The organism is Rhodococcus sp. IEGM 1302, from assembly GCF_030056935.1.
Classification (GTDB): domain Bacteria; phylum Actinomycetota; class Actinomycetes; order Mycobacteriales; family Mycobacteriaceae; genus Rhodococcus_F; species Rhodococcus_F qingshengii.
Map to the genome: position 1 here is coordinate 528,065 of NZ_JASHKY010000001.1, position 16,399 is coordinate 544,463.

Genomic DNA, 16,399 nt, shown 5'->3' on the forward strand with positions numbered 1-16,399 from the left:
AACTACTCCAGGGCCATGCGGGTGGCGAAGATTCCGAGAATGCCACCAGCTAGCCATTTCTGAGCCCGCATCCACACCGGACGCGCCATGAGGAAGGTCGACACGGCTGCCGCACAGCACACGATCAACGCGTTGACGGTGACTGCGACCAGGATCTGCACGCCGCCGAGTACGAGTGCCTGTTGCCAGACCGGACCCGCAGTGGGATCGACGAACTGGGGGATCAGGGCCGCGTACATCAGCGCAATCTTGGGATTGAGCAGATTGGTGGTCAACCCCATCCCGAACAGACGGCCGCTACCGTGGCGGTCGACCTCGCCCACCTCGAAGGCGGACTTCCCACCTGGTCGGAGTGTCGACCAGGCGAGATAGGCCAGGTACAGGGCACCACCGATTTTCACCGCGGTGAACACCGTTGGTACGGCGAAGAGAACCGCCGTCAGCCCTGCACACGTGGCGGCGAGGTAGACCAGGAAACCGGTTGCGACTCCGCCGAGCGAGATCAAACCCGCCCGGCGGCCCTGGCTGATGCTGCGGGACACCAGATAGATCATGTTGGGGCCCGGTGTCAGAACCATCGCCAGGGCGATCAGCGCGACTCCCGTCATCGACGCTGACGTGATCATGTCGGTCTCCCACTACTCGATGCGTATGTTTCGTCGAGTACACAAGGGTTTGCAGTCGCGCGCCAAGGTCCAGTTCGCAGGCAGTGGTCCGCTCAGGTGTTGGCCCAGCTGTCGGGCCCGAAGACCTCGTAGTGGATATTCTGTGCCGGGACGTCCCTTTCGAGCAACGATGCGCGCATCGCCAACATGAACGGCATCGGCCCGCAAAGGAAGGCTTGGGTATCGGGCTCCACTGCAATACCTTGCAAATCCGCCCGTCCTTCGTGAACCGATCCGAACGCAACGTGCGTGCCGAGATCCTCGTACCAACGGTGCAGGGTTGCGGCGGGAATCTGGTCGACGAGTGTGCTGAGTTCTGCGCGGTGCGCGTGATCCGCAATGGATCGATCCGCATGGATGACAGATACCGAACGGTCAGCACCGGTGTCCACGAGATGATTGAGCATCCCGATCATCGGTGTGCAACCGATTCCGGCCGACGCGAGCAGGAGCGGTGAGTTGTCGTCCGGCATGGTGAGATCGCCGAAAGGTGTGGTGACGGAGAGTTCTTGACCTTCGAATACGTTGTTGTAGAGGAAGTTCGACACTTCGCCATCGGGAGTTCCGGAGATTCGCTTGACGCTGATCCGCCAGTCTGCGCTGCTCGGTATCGAACACAGGCTGTATTGACGGATCTGGCGGGCGCCGTCGGGCAGCGTAACCCCGACTGAAAGGTACTGTCCGGGAGCGAAGGTGGGGAGTGCGCTACCGTCGAGCGACGTGAGCGTCAGTGAGACGGTGTCGGCGGACTGAAGAACTCGTTCGCTGATCCTTACCGTGCGCCAGACGTCACCGGCGTCGACGCCGGCGAGTTGGTAGAGGCCACGCTCCATCGTGATGAGGGTTTCCGCCATCAGCCAGTAGACCTCGTCCCAGGCTGCCGCGACGTCGGGAGTGACTGCATCGCCGAGTATTTCGACGATCGCGGCAAAGAGGTGTTCGTGCACGATTGCGTACTGGTCGGGAGTGATTCCCAGCGACGCATGCTTGTGGGCGATACGTGAAAGTATGAGATCGACCTTGGCGCTGTCCGGCTCGAGCTGAAGCGTCGCGAATGCCGCGATGGCGCCGGCGAGAGCCTTCTGCTGTTCGCCCTGTTTCTGATTGCCGCGATTGAACAAATCACGTTCGAGTTCAGGATGTGCGTCGAACATCTTGCGGTAGAACAGGGTTGTGATATCGCCGATGGCGGCGCCGACCACGGGAAGGGTGGCGCGAATGACCTCGGTTGACTGTGGGGAAAGCATGAGCTGCTCCGTTCGGTCGAAATTCGATTGATCAGCCTGCTTCGTCGCTCCGGGTGGTGAGGCGTAGCAGGACAGTTTTGGACGGCTGCCGGATGACGTCTTCGATCGTGACCGCGTCGAGTGAAACGAAAAACGCTTCCTGTGCTTCGCGCAACGCACTTCGAAGGAGGCAACCTCCGCGCAGTGGGCACGGTTTGTCGCCTTCGCAGTCGACGACTTCACCCGGGCCTTCGAGGCGTCTGGCCAGCCAGCCGATGGTGGCGGTGCGGCCGAGTTCGGTGATGGAAAGCCCACCGCCGCGGCCGCGCCTGGTTGTCACGATGCCGAGCTCACCGAGCCGTGTAACCACCTTGGTGGCATGGGAGTACGACACGTTGAGCTGCTGCGCAACATCCCGGGTACTGGGGGAGGCATCCGCGTCGAGTACTGCCAACCGCATGACGACGCGCAATCCCAGATCGGTGAACTGCGTCAGTTGCATGATCTGAACCTACATAATTCGCATCTGAAATGACTATTTATGTGAGGGGGATCTCGAGGTGTCCCAACCAGGGCGAACGGTACGTTCGGCACCTCCAGTGCGCTGAACGTGCCGTTCGCTCAGAGACGGGCGGCCGAACCCCCGGCAACGACGCCGAGAAAGTGTGGTGCTCGCCAACCTCGCGCCGCAAAGTCGCGGCTCACCGATGCGATGACCTCCGCTCCGCTTCCTTCCGGAACCAGCGCGATGGCTGAGCCTCCGAATCCGCCGCCGGTCATCCGCGCACCGATCGCGCCGCCGCGTCGTGCTGCGGCAACGGCGACGTCGAGTTCATCGCACGAGACCTCGAAGTCGTCGCGCAACGAGGCGTGCGAGTTGTCGAACAGCTCGCCGACGTCACTGAATCTGCTGCTGCGCAGAAGTTCTGCGGTCTTCCGCGTCCTCTCGATCTCGGTCACGACGTGCCGTGCCCGCGCCCGGAGGATCGGGTCTCGCACTGTCTCGGCCTGGTCTGCTGTAGCCTCTCGCAAGCTGCCGACGCCGAGAGCTGCTGCTGCAGCGACGCATTGAGAGCGCCGCATTCCGTACTGTCCGTCTGCGAGCGAGTGTTTGACCCGGGTGTCGATGACGATCAGTTCGTACCCTGCACCGTGGAGTTCGAAAGGTATGGGTTCGGTGGATCCGTCCTGGCAGTCCAGCAGGAGCGCAGTCGAGGGCTGAGCAAAGAGGGCAATGGTTTGATCCATCCCTCCGGTCGGTGCGCCGACGCCGTCGTTCTCGGCCTGGATGCACACCTGTACCAGCTCATCGCGGGCGAAAGGTGAATCATGAAGTTCGTTGACGGCCAACGCAACCGAACAGGTGAGGGCAGCGGAGCTCGATAGCCCGGCCCCGACCGGTACCGACGAGTCGACGGCAAGATCGATTCCTTCGATCGGGAGGCCTCTGCGCGCAAGAGACCACAGAACGGCTGTGGGGTAGGCGGCCCACCCTGCGGCGATGTCGCCGAGGGGCCCGGTGTACGTCTCGGCGGATTGCCGACTGTGCACGCGGACGACCCCGTCGCTGCGCAGTGCGACGGCAACCAGTGTTCGCTGCTCGAGAGCGACCGGTAGGCACAATCCACCGTTGTAGTCCGTGTGTTCACCGATCAGGTTGACTCGACCGGGTGCCGCCCACACTCCGGTTGCCGGATAGCCGTAGGTGGCGTGAAACTGTTGGAGCACAGAATTGTTCGAGACGGTATCCACTATTTCAACTCCCGTAGACGGGCCGCGACTGCCTCGGGAACGGTGTCGTTCACCCAGGCGCCCATGGCGGACTCGGACCCGGCGAGGTATTTGAGTTTGCCCGGTGCGCGCAAGATCGAGAACAGCTGAAGATGCAGTCGGCCCAGAGGTCGGTTGATGCGGACGGGAGCTTGGTGCCAAGCCGCGATGTACGGTACCCGGTCGACGCCCGGATAGAAGCGATCGATACGGCGTAGGACATCTTGGTAGACGACCGCAAGCTCCTCGCGCTCTTGGTCGTTCAGCGAGGGGAGGTCCGGGACGTCTCGGTGCGGTGCCAGGTGAATCTCGATGGGCCATCGTGCGGCGGTCGGGACGTAGGCGCTCCAGTGATCTCCGTCGTAGATCAACCGGGCCTTGTCCTCGCGCTCGAACGCCAGAACATCGCCGAGTAGTGAGCGACCGGTGCGCTCGAAGTGTTTGTGCGCCTGCGTCAGCATCGATCGGGTGCGTGGCGTGACATACGGGTATGCGTAGATCTGTCCGTGTGGATGGGTGAGTGTCACCCCGATTTCTTCGCCGCGGTTCTCGAAGCAGAACACTTGTTCCACAAGCGGATCCGCCGACAACTCTTCGGTCCGAGAAATCCAGGCACCCACAATCGTGCGCATGCGTTCGAGTGGAAGCTCGGCGACGGACGCCGTGTGATCGCTCGAGAAGCACATCACTTCGCAGTGACCGGCCGCTGGGCGATCGCCCGCACCGTCTCCGGGACTGTCAATGTCTTCCTCGGGCGCCGCGGCAAAGCTCGGAAACCGATTCTCGAACACCGCGACGTCGTAGTCTCCGTCGGGTATCTCTGTGGGCGTGCGTGTTTCGTCGGTCGGGCACAATGGACATTCGGCGGCGGAGGGGAGATGTGTCCGTGTCATGCGATGCGAAGCCATGGTGATCCACTCCCCGGTGAGAACGTCGAATCTCATCCGAGACGAGTGGTCGAGAGCCGGCAATTCGCGGGAATCTCGCGCAGAGTGGGCGCGGGCACTGCCGGCATCGTCGAAGTAGAAGATCTGACGCCCGTCGGCGAGGGTGCGACGGGTCGGATCCTGCTTGGGTGTCATGCGTCGACTTCCCATTCCAGAACACCCTTGCTGACAACGGGTTTCCACACTCCGATCGTTGATCCTGTTTCCAGCGCTACGGCATGGGCGGCCAGCATTACCGAGATGGACGCCCAGATCGGACCGCCGTTGTCAGTGGCGTCCGAGGCATACTCGGTCACACAATGGTGGAGTGCGCCGCTGCGGGTGTCCACGAAGTAGTGGTACTCGTCCAGTCCGGCGAAGGGAACGAACGAGGGGATGAACATGGTTGCGGCAGTGCCTGCGTCGCGTTGATCGTGTCGATCCATCTCGTCCTCGGCGTAGAGGTCTGGATTCTCGTAGATCGTCTCATCCCACGTTTCGAGCAGAGTGAGACGAACTTCTGTTGCGACGTCGATGGGGTAGAAGAATTTGTCCGGGAGCACGCTGCCGAGAAAGAGGCCGGTCCGGTCGTCGTGGGTCAGGCTGCCGTTGTGGACCCGATACAGGTCGCGAAGTTCCTGGGGCCACGTGACGCCGGTCGAGGCTTCGAATTCCTCGATAACGGCGTCACCGAGTCCTGGTTGAAACGCTGCAGCCGTCACCGGTGCGTGTGTACGGCACCACGCTTCGATTCGGCTCCATTCGTTTGCAACGCTCATGGGCTTTACGATACGTCCGAGTCAGGACCCGTGAATCAGGTACTGCAGTGTGTCCACGAGCTTTCGGTCCGAAGCCTCGGACTTTCGGCCGGTGATTCCCGATCGGAGAATTGCGGAACCCTCGAGCAAGCTCACGATGGTCTGCGCTGTCGCGCCAAGTTCCGCCGCATCCAGCTCCGGTTGTGCACACGCGACTGCGCGCTCTACGTGTGCGATGTACTGGGCGTAGAAGTCTCGAAGCACGACCGCGACTTCTTGGTCCGCCGCTGCAATGGCCCATACTTCGACGTACAGACGCACCGTGGCCTGGTCGTCCTGTTCTCCGAGCAGGACTCCGATGAAGTGTTCGGATTCCTCGCGGGAAAGGCTCTGATCCGTATCGGGGACGACGGCAAGGCGATCCAGTGAGCGGGTCAATGCACGTGACATCACTGCGCGTATCAGATCTGCACGGGTGGGGTAGTAGTGCTGCAGATGTCCTACCCGCACTCCGGCCGCGGCTGCGAAATCGCGCATTGCCGAGTTGGCATTGCCCTGAGTAGTGAGGACCTGTTCTGCTGCGTCGAGAAGTGCTGCCGCACGGGCGGCGCCCTTGGAGAGGGTCATGGTCGCAATACTGCCACCCCGAAGCTCTCCAACTCGGAGACGGTGCGGCGAGGGTTCGGAAGCGATTCGGGGAAAGTGACTCCAGGCCGGGCATCGTCGGCCAAGGCTCGTCTGACGGCCAACGCGCCGCCCACCGCGGTGAGGTGAGCCTGGCCCTGCCGGTCGACGATTGTCGCGCTTGTCGTGCCGCTCGGGCCGGTGACATCGATGCGTACTTGCGCGCTCCCGCCCTTGCCCGGCGAGTACAGGAGTCCGCGTCGTAGCGGTGTGAAGCGGTCGCCGCGACCCCAACGGAACAGACCCACCTTCTTGGCGGCGAGCAGCGCAGTTGTGGATGCATTCGAACTGAAACCTATTCGAGTGCTGGCAGTTTCGGCGCCCAAGGTCATGGGGAACGTGAATTGTTCCGGAGTGTCGATTCTTCCGACCTTGGTGCGCGATCCGGGGAAGTCGACCCAGCGTGTATCCGTCAACGGGCTGACGGTGATCGGGTTTCCTTGCTGCATCACCTCGAAATCCTGCCCGAGCCGATCGATGAAGTCGACGGAGTCCAGCCCGGCAATGTCGTTGACGTCGTAGCGAATCGAGACGTCGATCGTGCTCGCGCCACCCAGTTCCTCGGCCAGCGCTGCGGCGACGATATTGGTGACTCCGCCCATCCATCCGGACGACAGGTACACCGGTGCGCTCGGCGACTTCTGACCCGCCAGAGTGGCGGCGCGAGCGACGCGGGTTGTCCAGCGGGTGATGTCCACGTACGGAATGCCGGCCTCGACGGCGGCGGACAGGACACGATCGTGGGGATCGTTGACCGTCGAAACGACCGCGCGTACGGACGCGTCGAAGGGTGTCGGGTCGAGGAGGTCCCAGCGGCGGACGGAAGCGCCGTGACGGCCGGCCAGTTCGTCGCCTCGCTCGGGGGTGCGTCCGGTGAGGAGTAGTGGGAAGTCGGGGGCGAGCAACGCTGTCAGGGCGCTGCCCACGGTTCCGTATCCGCCGGCCACGAGGATCGGGCCGTCGGCTGAATACTGCAATGAATCGGTCATGCACCTAACTCTAGGTCAAATGACCTAAAGCGTCGAATGGGGTTCTTTCCGCTGCTCAGTCCCGGTGTCGCACGATGTTGACGACGTTGCCATCGGGTGCCCGGACGAGGAATCGGCGAACACCCCACTCTTCGGTCGTTATGGGGTGCACGATTTCGTAGCCGAGCCTGCGGGCCTCTTCGTAGGCGCCGTCGACGTCGTCCGTGTGGACTGAGATGACCGAGTCCTCGGCTGCAGTGGCGTCGTGCGTGACGAGCTGTACGTTCGCGCCGGTGTCGGGAGAGGTGTAGCGAGCGACCCACCCCATGTTGAACTCTTCGGTGCTCAGGCCGAGAAAGTCGGAGTAGAAGCTCTTGGCGGTTCCGACATCGGCGACTTTGAGATTGGCGGTGATGCGTCGAGCGCGCATGTGGTTCTCCTACCCTCGGTAACAGATGCGCTCGATGATCGTCCGAAAGCGGAGCCATGTCGACTGTGCCGTCCGAAGATGCGGGCCGCCTGGTTGATTCGATCTGTCACTGCGGATCGAACGAGCTCACAGTTCCCCACCGTGAGAAGGGAAGGACGATCAATTGAACCTTGCCGATGACATTGTCGATCGGCACCGTTCCACTGTGTTCGTCATCGAGATGGAAACGTGAATCCTTCGAATGGGCGCGGTTGTCGCCCATCACCCACAGGTTCCCGTCGGGAACCGTGACCGGCCCGAAATACCTTCCTTGACAAGAGGTATCGTTGCCCGGAATGCGCTTGTCGATGTACGGCTCGGTCAGCGGCTTGCCGTTCACCCGAAGCCCCTCTTCCTCGGACAGACACTGTACGGTTTGGCCACCGACCGCGACTACCCGCTTCACGAGGTCGTTTTCGTCCGGCGGGACCAAGCCGACGATGGACCCGAGTCCCTGAAACGCGCGAACAATCGAATTGTCGGATCGAATGGATTTGTACTCGTCGTTCCAGGACTCGGGTCCCTTGAACACGACCACATCCCCAGGTTGCGGATCCCCGAATCGATAGCTGATTCTGTCGACGAGGATCTTGTCTCCCGTGCAGCCGGTGCATCCGTGAAGTGTCGGTTCCATGGACTCCGACGGGATCAGAAAGATGCGTCCGACGAAGTTCTGAATGACAACACTCAGGACAAGTGCGACGACAACGAGGATCAGAATCTCACGCCACAGTGGACGTTTCCTCGGGTGATCGGCCACTGCCGATTCAGTGGAGTCGGTCGAGTCCTCGTGGGCGTCGGATTCCGTCACACTCCCGACAATAGATGGCGCAACCAGTCGTCGGCCCGATACGAATCTTCTCGGTTCGTGGGTCTGTCTGTCGGCTGACATGCTTCGGAATTGGATCACATCACGCGCGAAGATCCGGTCGAGATCGGCAATCCGCGCAGTCCTGACCCAAACATCGTGCCGACGAATACCTTTCGCAGAAGCAGGTTGAACAACTCTCCGAGATTCAAGCGTGCAGCACGCCGGCGCCTCTGTTGATCGATTGGCACAATCTTTTGCGAGAGATGGGCATTCTCCCACTGAAGCGTCGGTGCGAGACAGCGCCTCGTAAGGACGACTGTACTTCCGGGCAATTTCTCTCGAACTTGGATTGACCGCACGAAAACCTGATGTTTGGGGGACAATCATCTGGGGCGATCACCTGGGGCGACAAGTCGAGGAGATGCAAATGTCCGAGGCCAAATCCGAAAGCACTGAGTCTTTTTCTGAGACGACACCGCCGGCGGAGCCGTCGAAACAATCAGTGCTCAGGCGGTACTACCCGGCTGCGGTGCCCGTCGTCCTCGGCTTGATCATCTATTTCATGCCTGTTCCGGACGGTGTGGATCCCAAGGGCATGCACATGCTCGGAATCTTCGTCGGCACCATCGTGGCGTTGATCTTGCAGCCGCTGCCGACGGGTTCTGTGGCGCTGGTAGGCCTGTCGATCGCCATGATCACCCAGACCGAGACGCCGACGGAAGCGTTGTCCGGCTTCAGTAACACCACGATCTGGCTGATTGTCGCATCGTTCTTCATTGCCGAGGGCTTTCTGGTCACTGGACTCGGCAAACGGGTTGCGCTCATGTTCGTGACCAAACTCGGCAAGTCGAGTCTCGGATTGTCCTACGGAATGGCGTTGACGGACTTGATACTTGCTCCGGCGACGCCGTCGAACACCGCCCGTGCGGGTGGCGTCGTCTATCCGATCATCGTCTCGCTGAGCAAGTTGGAGGACTCCAATCCCGAGCCCGAGGACTCTCGCAAGAAGCTCGGAGCATATCTGCTGCTCACGTCGCTGCAAGTCAACGTCGTGACCTCCGCGATGTTCATCACCGCCATGGCGGGTAACCCTGTGGCCGTCGATGCGGCTGCCAAGATCGGCATCGACATCTCGTGGGGCAAATGGGCGCTGGCAGCATCGGTTCCGGGAATTGCGAGTCTGATCGCGATCCCGTGGGTGATGTCGAAGATCTTCCCGCCCACGATGTTGAAGACTCCGAAAGCACCCGAGCAAGCCAGGGAGGAACTGCGCAAGGCAGGTCCGATCAGCCGCAACGAGAAGATCATGGCCGCCACCTTCGTTCTGCTGCTGGTGCTCTGGTGCCTGGGCTCGCAGCTCAACGTCAATGCCACTACAACAGCATTCGTCGGAATCGGCATCCTGTTGGTGACCAAGGTGCTGACGTGGAACAACCTGGTCCACGACACCGGGGCGTGGCAGACGCTCGTGTTCTTTGCCGTTCTGGTCGGTATGGCAAGCCATCTCGAAGAACTCGGCGTGATCTCGTGGATCGGAACCCAGGTCTCCTCGAGCGTCGACGGTTTGCCGTGGATCTGGGCTTTTGCGATCCTGACCTTGGTGTACTTCTACGCGCACTATCTGTTTGCGTCGAACACCGCGCAGATCGTCGCCATGTACGCGGTGTTTCTCGGCGCGGCGGTGGCAACCGGTGCGCCGCCGCTGTTCTCGGCCCTGGTATTCGGCTTCATCGGCAGCCTGTTCGGCGGTATCTCGCACTACGCGTCCGGTCCGGCCGGAGTGATCTACGGTTCCGGATACATCAAGACCTCGGAGTGGTTCCGAATCGGTTTCGTGATGAGCGTCGTGATCATCCTGATCTGGACGATCATCGGCGGCGCGTGGATGAAGCTGATCGGCGCCTGGTGACGATCAGTTGTCCTTGCGCCGCAATCCGAATCGCATCGATTCCTTGTTGACAGCGGCAATCGCGGTCAGCGGTATCTCCGCGGGACACACCTGCGCACATTCACCGTAGGTCGAGCACGGCCCGAAATCGGCCTCCATCTGGTGCGACATCGCTCGGGCCCGCTTGCCACGTTCGTTGCGGCCCTGCGTGACGAGAGACAGGTGGGTCAGTTTGGACCCGGTGAAGAGGTGCGCGGCACCGTTCGGGCAGGCTGCCACGCAAGCGCCACAGCCGATGCACGCGGCGAAGTCCAGTGCAGCTTCGGCACTTTGATGCGAGAGCGGCTGACTGTCTGCGTCCGGCGCGGTTCCTGCATTGACCGAAACGTATCCACCGGCTTCGAGCACCCGGTCGAGCGCAGAGCGATCGACGACGAGGTCTCGGACCACGGGAAAGGCCGCGGAGCGGAACGGCTCCAGTTTGATTCGGTCACCGTCGGAGAAGCTGCGCAGGTGCTGACGGCACGTGGGAGTGTTCGCAACCGGCCCATGGGGAACGTCGTCGACGGTGATGCCACAGGACCCGCAGATCCCTTCTCGGCAGTCGGAATCGAAGGCGATGGGTTCGTTGCCGCTCTCCACGAGTTGGTCGTTGAGTCGGTCGAGGAGCTCCAGCAGCGACATCTCCACCGTCGCGTCGTCTATTTGGTAGGTGTCGAATGCGCCGGACGACTCAGGTCCGGATTGGCGCCACACGTCCACGGTGATTTTCATACGTAGTTCCTCGTCTGCAGTGGAACAGCGGTGAAGGACAACGGCTCGTCGTGTCGAACGTGTCTGCCGTCCTGGGCGGTTTCCCACGCGGAGACGAAGCACCAGTCCTGATCGTTTCGCTGCGCTTCGCCGTCGGGAGTCTGATGTTCGGCACGAAAGTGCGCTCCACAGGACTCGTCACGATCGAGAGCATCGACGCACATCAGTTCGGCGAGCTCGAGGAAATCGGCTACCCTGCCGGCCCTTTCCAACTCCTGGTTGAACTGGTTTCCGCTGCCGGCAACTCGCAGGTTCGACCAGAAATCGGTTCGCAGTGCGCGGATTTCGGCGATCGCCTTGGTCAAGCCCTCGGCCGTTCGGGTGACACCGCAACCCGCATAGAGGATCTCGCCCAGTTGTCGATGGAACCTGTCGGGGCCGTGTGTTCCGCCGACCGAGAGCAGCAGGTCCACCCGACCCCTCACGTCAGTGAGCGTCGACGTCACAGCGGGATCGGACAGTTCGAGTGGAGTGGATCCGAGTAGCGGTGCAAGATAATTCGGAATCGCGTACGGGAGGGTGAACCAGCCGTCGACGCATGCCGAGAGCAACGAATTGGCGCCGAGGCGGTTGGCCCCGTGGTATCCCCAGCCTGCCTCACCACCGACGAACAAGCCGGGGATGGAGGTCATCTGGTCGTAGTCGTTCCACAGTCCTCCCATGGTGAAGTGGGCTCCGGGGGCGATGCGCATCGGCACCGTATAGGGGTCTTCGCTGGTGGCGTCGCGATACATCGAGAACAGATTTCCGTATCGCTCCTCGATGGTCTTGCGGCCGAGCCGTGCCAACGCATCGCGGAAATCCAGGTACACACTGTTTTTCAGAGGGCCGACGCCGTGACCGGAGTCGATTTGCTCGCGGGCGGCCCGTGAAGAGACGTCGCGGGGAGAGAGGTTCCCGAACGCAGGATATTTGCGCTCGAGGTAGTAGTCGCGTTCGTTTTCGGGAATGTCGCCGGGCTCACGATCGTCTCCGGGCTTGGCCGGTACCCAGATCCGGCCGTCGTTGCGCAGGGATTCGCTCATCAGAATGGTTTTCGACTGCCACTCGGAGTTGACGGGAAGCGCCGTCGGATGGAATTGGATGAACGAGGGTGAAGCCATCAACGCACCGCGTCGGTGCGCTCGCCACGCGGCCGTGGCGTTGGAATTCTTCGCAAGTGTGGACTTGTGGAATACGGTTCCGTAGCCGCCGGATGCCAGTACGACGGCATGGCCTGTGGTGGCGCCGATCTCACCGGTCACGAGATCGCGTGTGACTATCCCTTGTGCTCGCCCGTCCGAAACGATGAGATCGAGCATCTCGGTTCGGGTGTGTAGGTTGACCGTTCCGGCTGCGATCTGACGTTGCAGTGCCTGCGACGACGCTATCTGCAACTGCTGGCCTGTCTGCCCGCGCGTGTAGTACGTGCGCGACACCTGAACGCCGCCGAAGGATCGGGTGGCCAGAGTGCCGCCGTACTCGCGAGCAAACGGTGCCCCGATGGCATTCATGTGATCGATGACGCGTACGGATTCTTCGGCGAGACGGAAACAGTCGGCCTCACGGCCCCGGAAATCACCGCCCTTGACGGTGTCCTTCACGAAGCGGGCGAGACTGTCGTTGTCCACTTTTCGAGCGCGAGCAGCGTTGATGCCTCCTTGCGCGGCGACACTGTGTGCACGGCGGGGTGCATCGTGGAAGGTGAAGGACTCGACGTGGTAGCCCAGTTCACCGAGGGAGGCGGCGCAGGCCGCGCCGGCGAGGCCGGTACCGACGACGATGACCGTGAACTTGCGCCGGTTGAGTGGGCTGACGAGCTTGTAGTCGAGTTTGCGAGTGGGCCAGGCCGTCGCCGGATCGCCGGCCGGGACCTTACCGTCCACCGGTGTCCCGATGCTGCGCAGATCGTCGAGTTCGAAGCTGTTCACTTATGACGCTCCTGTCTTCGAGATGGCGCCGGTCATGACCGCGATGGGGATCGACATGTTTCCGACCATCACGACGAGCGCAAAGATTCCGGAGAGTGCAACGCCAATCTGGCGCAGTCGTTGGCCGGTCACGCCGAGATCGTTGACCGCGCTCCAGAGTCCGTGTGCGAGGTGCATTGCCAGCAGAGCCATCGCGACGATGTAGAACGCTGCCACCAGCGGACGCTCGAAGCTGGCAATCAGATTGTCGTATGCGTAACTCTGTGTGCGCGTGGCCGCTTCGTACTCGCTGCTGCCGATGGGTCGGGTTCCGGTCGTGAGGTCGAGTATGTGGAAAATGACGAATAGCAGCAGCACAGCTCCGGTGACGGGCATCGTGCGCGCTGTAAAGGACTTGATTCCCAGACCTTTACGTCGAAATTTTCCTCGAGCTCGGCGTCCGCGGACGGTGAGCAGCCAGGCACACCAGACGTGTGCGACCAATGACGCGAGCAAGACGATGCGAAGAATCCACAGAAGTCCCTCGTAGGGCAGGAAGGGTTCGAACACCGTTCGTAGCCAGTGTGCGTAGTCGTCGAAGTGATCGGCACCGGTGTAGACCTTCAGGTTTCCGATCATGTGAACGAGAACGAAAGCGGCGAAGATCAGTCCTGTCACGGCCATCAGAATCTTGCACGTGATGTTGGACGGCCGCGCTCGAGCTTGGAGTGAATCGCCGGTAGCTCGCGATACACGGGTCGGAGCACTCACAGACAAACCTCCCACGCCAGACTTGCCGGACAGGTGCCGTCAGCCTAAGCCCGATCGAGGTTTTCGGCCAACGGATGGGTGCCCGACTTGTCTGTTAATGCAGGTGAATGGGAGTGTAGGGGTGCTCATTACCCGAAAGTAAGGAACTCGTGAACGATGTTTGACTCGACGTGGCGACGGTGGTCATGGCGCGCCGGAACGGCATCGGCCCTGGCAGTGGCCTTGTTTGCGGTGGGGTCGCCGGCTGGCGCGCAGGAGACCGTCGACCTGGCCGACGTGTTCAACCCGTTGGTCGTGAAGGCACTCCAAGGCGCTGACATTTCCACCGAATTGACTCCACTCGGGCTCTCGTCCGATGATCCGTGGTTCGACGAACCTGAAATCGAGCCGGGTACCGCCCCCGGCACACTTCTCAAAGCGCGTCCGGTCAGCGTGCAGGTCTACCAGGTCCGTCCCGACGTGGTCTCGGCTCACCAACTCATGTACACCACCACTGATCACTTCGGTCGGCAGGTGATCAGCACCGGAATTCTGATGATTCCCGAGGACGGAACTGCGCCAGGTGATCGCAAGATCATCGGATACGCCGAGGCGAACGACAGCCTCGGCGCGAACTGCGCACCAAGTCACCAGTGGACCGGCGGCAATCAGAGCGACCCGGCGATGTTCTCGGCGCTCGGCCCGGTGGCTCAGATGTTCGGCCACGGCTGGGCAGTGATGATGAGCGACGTCGGCAACGACGGCGACACTGCTCCCCATCCGTTCTCGATCGGACAGTTCTCAGGGAAGGCAACGCTCGACGGCGTTCGGGCAGCACTCGCGCTTCCGGAAGGCGGCCTCGAATCAGACACCCCTGTCGGCATCTACGGTGTCGCCGGAGGCGGTGTCGCAGCGGGCTTTGCCGCGGAACAAGCCCATGATTATGCGCCGGAACTGAACGTCCAGGCCAGTGCCATTCAGGCGATGATGATCGACCCCGCAACGTTCGAGGAAACAGCGGCCGGTGGGATCGGTTCCGGATTCGTCTTCTCGAGCATTCTCGGATTCGACGCGGGCTACCCCGACGTTCGGCTCGACGACCATCTGACTCCGATCGGTCACAACGTCGCCGCAGCCTTCCGCGCGTCCTGCCAGGCGCTCTACCTCGGACTCCCATTCGTTCCGTTCGACGTCCTACTCGCCAACCCTTCGCCCCGAACGATCCCTGCGCTGGCCGCGGCGTACGCGGACAACACGTTGGGAAAGCAGGCGCCGGCTTCCAAGCTTCTGATTTCTTCCTGTGAGGACGACTTTCTCGTTCCCTTCAGTGAGGCAGAGCACTTGGCGCAGACATATCGAGCAGACGGCGGCAACGTGGACCTGCTCCCGTCGCAGTGCGGGCCGCTCGATTACGTGACCAACCTGTACAAGACGGTGACCGATCAGCTGGGTATGCAGGACATCGCCTGGCTGGCAAAGACGTTCGACGAAGCCGAGGGACGATGAGCTTGCGGAAGTCTCTGACGCGCAGGGATTTTGCGCGCACGGTTCTCGTTGCTTCGGCAGGTATCGGCGGTGCCGTCGTACTGGGAGGCAGGGCGTCCGCGGGTACTGGTGAGCTCGACAGGTACCTCGACCTGGAAGCAGTGAACGCAAACGCCGAAGCCACGGGCGGCCTGCATCCTTCTCTGCCATCGGATTCCGCGACGCTGCGGTCTTTGGTGGATACCGCCCGAGCCTCGGGAGTGGATCCGCATCGCTATCAGACACTGCTCAAGCAGTACTGGCTCGCGGTCGGGACGGAGTCGGCAGGTATCGATCTCGCTTCGTGGACTCCGTTCGACGGTGTGCACGCGAATCTCGGAAATCTCACCAACACTTTCCAATTCTACGAGCGACTCCAGCTCGAGCATCGAGAGCTGCAGTGGGCAGGTATGGGAGGAATGGTCGGGCCCGCTTTCGCCGGTGGACTCCTCGACTTGGACTACGGGCGGGTTGTGCTGGAAGTCCAAGCGATCAGCGAGGCGATGGCACTGGTGTGGCGAGAGATCGACCGCATCGGGGCGCCGGTTGCATCGTCGATGGGAGCGCCCGAGGACATTGCGGCACTTCTCCAGGTCGGCCACGAGATTCGCCCCGAGGACGTGATGTGGTTCCAGGGGAAAGTGATTGCGATGAGCAAACACATCTTCTCGGACCTGATTCCCATGCACATGGCGTGGGTTCACGACGGTGTCGACGGCATCGCCGAACTCGATCGCGCAGGGCTGCTCGACGAGAACGCCCGTATCGCGTGGAACAACATTGCTTCGGGGACACCGGAATCGGTCTTCGACGGCAATGTGCGTCTGCTGCGAAGGGAGCAGTACCAGTCGGTGGGTGATCAGTGGGACGAGGCGAAGGCCTACCGCAGTAGCGTTGGTCGCTCGTTGACTTACCTGACCACCTTCGCCGCATCACCGTCGATGCCTGGCGTCGTGCCGCCACGCGAGTCGAACCCGCTCTCGTTCGCGGTGGGCAATGCTGTTGTGCAAACGCCGCTTCCGGACTTCAACTGGGCGGACCGGGATGGTCGTTGGACCTACATCAACGATCAGTTGCTCCCGGTCTACAACAACCTGATGAAGAATCAACCGGAACTGTGGCGAGCGACGCTGGCCGCGCCCGTCTCCGTTCGGATAACCGAGCAGCGAATGATCGCTCGCTTGCCGGACATGTTGCGGTCCATGTTGTCGACTCTGGCGATTACGGTCAACTGAACTCGGCGGTGGCGGGGCCTCAG

The 16,399-nt window shown here is 61.7% G+C and carries 16 protein-coding genes; 3 read left to right on the top strand and 13 right to left on the bottom strand.

The annotated features are described in order from the left end of the window. Positions 1-2: 2 nt before the first annotated feature. The 10 genes from QM609_RS02445 to lepB form a co-directional block, all read right to left on the bottom strand. A complete protein-coding gene (locus tag QM609_RS02445; RefSeq protein WP_042446415.1) occupies positions 3-626 on the bottom strand; it encodes a LysE family translocator in 624 nt (207 codons plus the stop codon). 92 nt (positions 627-718) lie between these two features. Then, positions 719-1,912, bottom strand: a complete 1,194-nt coding sequence (locus QM609_RS02450; RefSeq protein ID WP_064075004.1) for a globin domain-containing protein — start codon at positions 1,910-1,912, stop codon at positions 719-721. Positions 1,913-1,943: 31 nt separating this feature from the next. Beyond that, entirely contained in the window at positions 1,944-2,393 is a 450-nt protein-coding gene (locus QM609_RS02455; protein WP_003943059.1) for an RrF2 family transcriptional regulator, read from the bottom strand. Positions 2,394-2,512: 119 nt separating this feature from the next. Next, positions 2,513-3,643, bottom strand: coding sequence for a galactokinase (gene galK, locus QM609_RS02460; RefSeq protein ID WP_050656780.1), 1,131 nt, complete (start codon positions 3,641-3,643; stop codon positions 2,513-2,515). Next, complete coding sequence (gene galT, locus QM609_RS02465; RefSeq protein WP_047269402.1) at positions 3,643-4,743, bottom strand: galactose-1-phosphate uridylyltransferase; 1,101 nt, start codon at positions 4,741-4,743, stop codon at positions 3,643-3,645. The genes galK and galT overlap by 1 nt, the downstream gene beginning before the upstream one ends. Then, the gene (locus tag QM609_RS02470; RefSeq protein WP_042446400.1) at positions 4,740-5,366 is read right to left on the bottom strand and encodes an SMI1/KNR4 family protein; all 627 of its coding nucleotides are present in this window, start codon (positions 5,364-5,366) and stop codon (positions 4,740-4,742) included. The genes galT and QM609_RS02470 overlap by 4 nt, the downstream gene beginning before the upstream one ends. A 21-nt stretch (positions 5,367-5,387) precedes the next feature. Continuing rightward, a complete protein-coding gene (locus QM609_RS02475; RefSeq protein WP_003943180.1) occupies positions 5,388-5,972 on the bottom strand; it encodes a TetR family transcriptional regulator in 585 nt (194 codons plus the stop codon). Then, positions 5,969-7,018, bottom strand: a complete 1,050-nt coding sequence (locus QM609_RS02480; RefSeq protein ID WP_042921555.1) for a saccharopine dehydrogenase family protein — start codon at positions 7,016-7,018, stop codon at positions 5,969-5,971. The genes QM609_RS02475 and QM609_RS02480 overlap by 4 nt, the downstream gene beginning before the upstream one ends. A 55-nt stretch (positions 7,019-7,073) precedes the next feature. Beyond that, entirely contained in the window at positions 7,074-7,427 is a 354-nt protein-coding gene (locus tag QM609_RS02485) for a glyoxalase superfamily protein (protein ID WP_003942961.1), read from the bottom strand. A gap of 106 nt (positions 7,428-7,533) precedes the next feature. Further along, on the bottom strand, positions 7,534-8,277 hold the full coding sequence (gene lepB, locus QM609_RS02490; protein ID WP_042446389.1) for a signal peptidase I: 744 nt from the start codon (positions 8,275-8,277) through the stop codon (positions 7,534-7,536). Between the two features lie 427 nt (positions 8,278-8,704). On the opposite strand from lepB, the gene QM609_RS02495 reads away from it, so the two are divergent. Then, complete coding sequence (locus tag QM609_RS02495; RefSeq protein ID WP_042446385.1) at positions 8,705-10,186, top strand: anion permease; 1,482 nt, start codon at positions 8,705-8,707, stop codon at positions 10,184-10,186. A 3-nt stretch (positions 10,187-10,189) separates the two neighbouring features. Here the strand turns inward: QM609_RS02495 and QM609_RS02500 are convergent, their stop codons facing one another. Genes QM609_RS02500 through QM609_RS02510 form a run of 3 tightly spaced genes read right to left on the bottom strand, consistent with a single transcriptional unit; the run spans position 10,190 to position 13,638 of the window. After that, positions 10,190-10,939: a succinate dehydrogenase/fumarate reductase iron-sulfur subunit gene (locus tag QM609_RS02500; protein WP_042921559.1), complete on the bottom strand. Its 750-nt coding sequence runs from the start codon at positions 10,937-10,939 to the stop codon at positions 10,190-10,192. Beyond that, a complete protein-coding gene (locus tag QM609_RS02505) occupies positions 10,936-12,888 on the bottom strand; it encodes a fumarate reductase/succinate dehydrogenase flavoprotein subunit (protein WP_007730764.1) in 1,953 nt (650 codons plus the stop codon). The genes QM609_RS02500 and QM609_RS02505 overlap by 4 nt, the downstream gene beginning before the upstream one ends. Beyond that, the gene (locus QM609_RS02510; protein ID WP_007730765.1) at positions 12,889-13,638 is read right to left on the bottom strand and encodes a succinate dehydrogenase cytochrome b subunit; all 750 of its coding nucleotides are present in this window, start codon (positions 13,636-13,638) and stop codon (positions 12,889-12,891) included. A gap of 156 nt (positions 13,639-13,794) precedes the next feature. On the opposite strand from QM609_RS02510, the gene QM609_RS02515 reads away from it, so the two are divergent. Then, complete coding sequence (locus QM609_RS02515) at positions 13,795-15,123, top strand: lipase family protein (RefSeq protein WP_050656779.1); 1,329 nt, start codon at positions 13,795-13,797, stop codon at positions 15,121-15,123. Beyond that, on the top strand, positions 15,120-16,376 hold the full coding sequence (locus QM609_RS02520) for a Tat pathway signal protein (protein WP_050656778.1): 1,257 nt from the start codon (positions 15,120-15,122) through the stop codon (positions 16,374-16,376). Before QM609_RS02515 ends, QM609_RS02520 begins: the two co-directional genes overlap by 4 nt. Positions 16,377-16,399 lie beyond the last annotated feature (23 nt).

Excerpts from the sequence above, each read along its gene's own strand:
- QM609_RS02445 (WP_042446415.1), bottom strand. The coding sequence starts at position 626 with ATGATCACGTCAGCGTCGATGACGGGAGTCGCGCTGATCGCCCTGGCG.
- QM609_RS02450 (WP_064075004.1), bottom strand. The coding sequence starts at position 1,912 with ATGCTTTCCCCACAGTCAACCGAGGTCATTCGCGCCACCCTTCCCGTG.
- QM609_RS02455 (WP_003943059.1), bottom strand. The coding sequence starts at position 2,393 with ATGCAACTGACGCAGTTCACCGATCTGGGATTGCGCGTCGTCATGCGG.
- galT (WP_047269402.1), bottom strand. The coding sequence starts at position 4,743 with ATGACACCCAAGCAGGATCCGACCCGTCGCACCCTCGCCGACGGGCGT.
- QM609_RS02470 (WP_042446400.1), bottom strand. The coding sequence starts at position 5,366 with ATGAGCGTTGCAAACGAATGGAGCCGAATCGAAGCGTGGTGCCGTACA.
- QM609_RS02475 (WP_003943180.1), bottom strand. The coding sequence starts at position 5,972 with ATGACCCTCTCCAAGGGCGCCGCCCGTGCGGCAGCACTTCTCGACGCA.
- QM609_RS02480 (WP_042921555.1), bottom strand. The coding sequence starts at position 7,018 with ATGACCGATTCATTGCAGTATTCAGCCGACGGCCCGATCCTCGTGGCC.
- QM609_RS02485 (WP_003942961.1), bottom strand. The coding sequence starts at position 7,427 with ATGCGCGCTCGACGCATCACCGCCAATCTCAAAGTCGCCGATGTCGGA.
- QM609_RS02495 (WP_042446385.1), top strand. The coding sequence starts at position 8,705 with ATGTCCGAGGCCAAATCCGAAAGCACTGAGTCTTTTTCTGAGACGACA.
- QM609_RS02500 (WP_042921559.1), bottom strand. The coding sequence starts at position 10,939 with ATGAAAATCACCGTGGACGTGTGGCGCCAATCCGGACCTGAGTCGTCC.
- QM609_RS02515 (WP_050656779.1), top strand. The coding sequence starts at position 13,795 with ATGTTTGACTCGACGTGGCGACGGTGGTCATGGCGCGCCGGAACGGCA.
- QM609_RS02520 (WP_050656778.1), top strand. The coding sequence starts at position 15,120 with ATGAGCTTGCGGAAGTCTCTGACGCGCAGGGATTTTGCGCGCACGGTT.